This window comes from Serratia sp. (in: enterobacteria), from assembly GCF_051654945.1.
In the GTDB taxonomy this organism is placed as follows: Bacteria; Pseudomonadota; Gammaproteobacteria; order Enterobacterales; family Enterobacteriaceae; genus Chania.
This window is the reverse complement of record NZ_JBOFZA010000075.1, coordinates 1-3,582: the sequence shown is the minus strand read 5'-3', so window position 1 is coordinate 3,582 and position 3,582 is coordinate 1. Positions and strand designations below refer to the sequence as shown.

3 protein-coding genes are annotated in these 3,582 nt (G+C 52.5%); 2 read left to right on the top strand and 1 reads right to left on the bottom strand.

The annotated features are described in order from the left end of the window. On the bottom strand, positions 1-2,467 hold a 2,467-nt coding region (locus tag ACRDCA_RS15325; RefSeq protein ID WP_438690301.1), incomplete at its 3' end, for a Tn3 family transposase. A 148-nt stretch (positions 2,468-2,615) separates the two neighbouring features. Between ACRDCA_RS15325 and ACRDCA_RS15320 the strand changes: the two genes are divergently transcribed. Together ACRDCA_RS15320 and ACRDCA_RS15315 are read left to right on the top strand one after the other, a co-directional pair. After that, positions 2,616-3,194 carry a recombinase family protein gene (locus ACRDCA_RS15320; protein ID WP_438690300.1) on the top strand — a complete coding sequence of 193 codons (579 nt, stop codon included), beginning with the start codon at positions 2,616-2,618 and terminating at the stop codon, positions 3,192-3,194. Positions 3,195-3,196: 2 nt separating this feature from the next. Next, the gene (locus ACRDCA_RS15315) at positions 3,197-3,478 is read left to right on the top strand and encodes a cytoplasmic protein (protein ID WP_438690299.1); all 282 of its coding nucleotides are present in this window, start codon (positions 3,197-3,199) and stop codon (positions 3,476-3,478) included. The last annotated feature ends 104 nt before the right edge of the window (positions 3,479-3,582 follow it).

The following is a 3,582-nucleotide window of genomic DNA, read 5'->3' as shown; positions in this document are numbered from 1 at the left end:
ATTTTTTATAGGCCGACGGATCTCTGATGCAGTACAGCTCCTGCAACTGCCTGTTCAGATCCGTAAAATGAGGCTCAAAGCGCAGGCCAAACCAGTGCAGGATCGCAAAGTTGGCTTTGTTGATGCTGTGCATGTCGCCGGTGATGGCCGTGGGTTTCACCTCTGAGGTGTTGCGGTACCAGATATCAAAGACATGGTGGGCTTCATAGTCGTTTGTACCAATCAGATAACCGTTGATCGGGATGTGGTTACACAGCAGCGTGTAGGCCACCATGCCTTTACCGCGGCCGAAGTATTTACGCGAATGCCGGGCCTTTACAGTCGGCCGCTCAACGCCAAACTTCTGCCCGTCAACGGCACCATAAAGCGTTTCCGGATCAAACGAATAGTGCGGGAAAATCGGCAGTGCCTCTATGGCATCGGTGATGCAGTCATTGGCCGTGACCAGTGACGCCAAGCGGAGGTACTGTTCGTACGTGGTTTCCAGCACATGGAACGGAATATCACTGGTTCGTGCCATCACATGATTACCATGGTTCATCGCCTGGGCAACGATGACCGCCATCAGGCTGTCTGCATCGGCATTCTTTTTGGCATAACGGGGTTGCAGCGGTTTCATGGCATGAAGAAACCGGCACTGGCCGTTAACAAACCGGAAGACATCGGTCACATCGCAGAATGGCAACTGCTCATAAAATCGCTTCTCCTGCGCCTTATGACGGCTGACCACGGATTTATGCCAGGTCAGTTTCTGCGTTTCTTTATCGTATTCCAGATGTTTCAGCTTCCCCTGCTTAAGCTCGCGGTTGAAGGCTTTCCACTGCCGGTGCAGTTCGGACTCCAGCGTTTTTAGCTGCGTTTTAACCGGCTTTTGCAAAAATGGGATGTTCATTTCAGCCAGGACAGCGGCCTGCTCCCCTTCCGGTACCAGTTCATCAGAAAGATGGCGGTGCCGGAGACTGTCATTGAGGTGGAATTCACCCGCCTGAAAACGCTTTCTTATCTGGCGGTAGAGCCAGAACTCATAGCGCCCGGCATTCAGTCCTGTGGGCTCACCATCCTCGCCGAACTCCAGCAGATATGGGCGCAGCCGTTCAGGTAATGTTCCTGATGGGCATTCCGCCAGTGGACGCTGCGAAAGCGTCTGTTTTTTGCTGAACACCATCCTGAGCCAACTCAGCGATTCAGCCCACGGGCTGTCGTGGATCACGCTGGTGAGGTCGAGTGACAGAAATAATGGCCGCAGGTGACGCCGGATTAATGCCGTCATACCGTCCACGGCCTGCCACTGCAGCGCCAGCTTACTGATGGGTTTTACACTCATACGCTGTGCGGTGGTTTTCAGTGCCTCCCGCGGCATGATTTTCCAGGCCCGCCGGCGGACTTCGCCAAAGGTGGTGGGATCAGGAACGCTGTCGTCAACATAAAGCGACAGCAGTCGCCCTATTTTAGACGTTTCACGCCGGTGTTTTTCCTGGGCGTCAGCCAGAAGCTGTTTGGCCACGCTGCGGCTTTCATCCTCGAGCTGTTTCATATGGAAAAACATCGCATCCACCAGGTTATCGCTGAACTGCCGGTAACGAACCCATGCATAGCACAGCAGGTAAAGGCGAGTCTGATCAGGCTTCAGTTCACGGAGATCATAAACGGTATAGAAATTTGCCAGGCTAGCGTAGTACAGCAGATTCTGCTGAGAAATATTCAGTGCCGGCAGGATGTCGCAGGCTTTACGGTGCAATGGCTCCAGGATGGCCCGTTTTTCCCGTTCCTGGACCATCTGGCGCCAGCCGAAATCACGTGCATCCTGCCTGAGGATCGCCAACCGGGAAAGGGTATCATCGCGTTCAATCAGTTTTTTCAGACCATCGATGGTGGCGTTATCAAGCTGCTCAGTCAGGATTCGCCCCAGCCGCTGCCTTTCATCAGAAAGAGTCCGGCTTACCAGCTCCTGGAGCGTGGTATAGCCGGGGCGGATGATTTTGTGCGCGTTGAGCCAGATAATCAGCTCAGTGGCGACAAAGCCGGGAGTGACATCGCGATGAACAATGTGGGCGGCCTGTTGTTCAAGCTGTGACGACAGTGCCGATGACCACGGGCGGTAACCATACAGGGAGCAGATTTTTTCCCGCTGAGCATAGCGTTCGTGCTTATAGGGCAGTTTGGCAGGCAGTGTCTCCCCGGGGAAATAACGGCTCAGGACAAAGCTGCAGTCGTCCGGAACATCATCCCACCCGAAGCGGAAAAACAGGTGCTTGGCTTTAAAGTAAGCGATCTGGATGATGCAATAAATTTGAGCGTGAAGCCCCCGACGGCTGCAGGCCAGCGCCAGTTCAGATTCATCCAGCGCCAGAAACTCCAGTCGCTGAGCATCATCGAAATCAGGGAGGCCATACAGCGCTTCCTGCTCAGCAATGTTTAAAACCGCCAGTCGTTCACTTTTGCCTGTTGCTTTATCACGAGTTGTCATCCTGATCTCGATTAATCGTGTCCGTAAGAGGATCGTTCAACGGACAGTTAAATAAATTTTCGCATCTGCCATAAATCGCTGCTGAAGTTGTCTCATATAACTGGTACGGTATCAATCTCTTTCATGGCCCCTTAAACGTACACATTTTATGATTGAAATACGGATCGGCTATGCCCGGTGTTCCACCGACAAGCAGGATTTGACCGCCCAGCAAGAAGCGCTGGTTAAACTTGGCGTCTCCCCTGACCGGATTTACACCGACAAAGGACTTACGGGGTCAAACCGGCAGAGACCAGGGCTGGATCAGGCGCTGGCCGCTGTGCGCCGTGGTGACACCCTTGTTGTACCGAAACTTGACCGTCTGGCGCGTTCGGTTCCTGATGCCCGAGAGATTGCTGACACACTACAGGCCAGAGGCGTAAAACTGGCGCTGGGAACCAGCCTCTACGATCCAGCAGACCCTATGGGGAAAATGTTTTTTAACGTTCTGGCCACCTTTGCTGAGTTTGAAGGGGACCTGATACGCTTACGTACCCGGGAAGGCATGGCTATTGCGCGGGCAAAAGGGAAGCTCCGGGGAAAACAACCGAAGTTATCAGATAAACAACAAAAAGAGCTGTGCCGGATGCATGAAACTGGACAGTACTCGATCAGCGATCTGGCTGAGTTATTCGCGGTATCCAGGCCTACAGTTTACCGGACCCTTTCTCGTCATAAACAGGATTAGTTATGCGTACACCAGAAAACACGATTTTCTTGGCCCTGCGAAACGGTGGGTGTATTAAAAGTTTTTACCGGCGATCGGCGCGGAGCCCCCGCGAGGTAAAATCAGTGCTAGCCGACGGCTATGTGCTGGAATCAACGGGTGATGAGGGTGAAGTCATTCTGAATCATGCCGATTTTTTGTCAGTAAAAGCGAAACTGGCAGAAACAGAAACCTGGGAGCAAGTCGTAGGCAACATACTTTTCGGTGGCAGTACCTGGAAACTTCGCCCTGATATGGACGATTAATAAACTGACGAGATAACTGGACTGGATTTTATGAAAAAAACACCATCAAGGAACACCGGACAGGTTATTAATCTTGCTGAATTAATCGATGACATGCCGGAGGA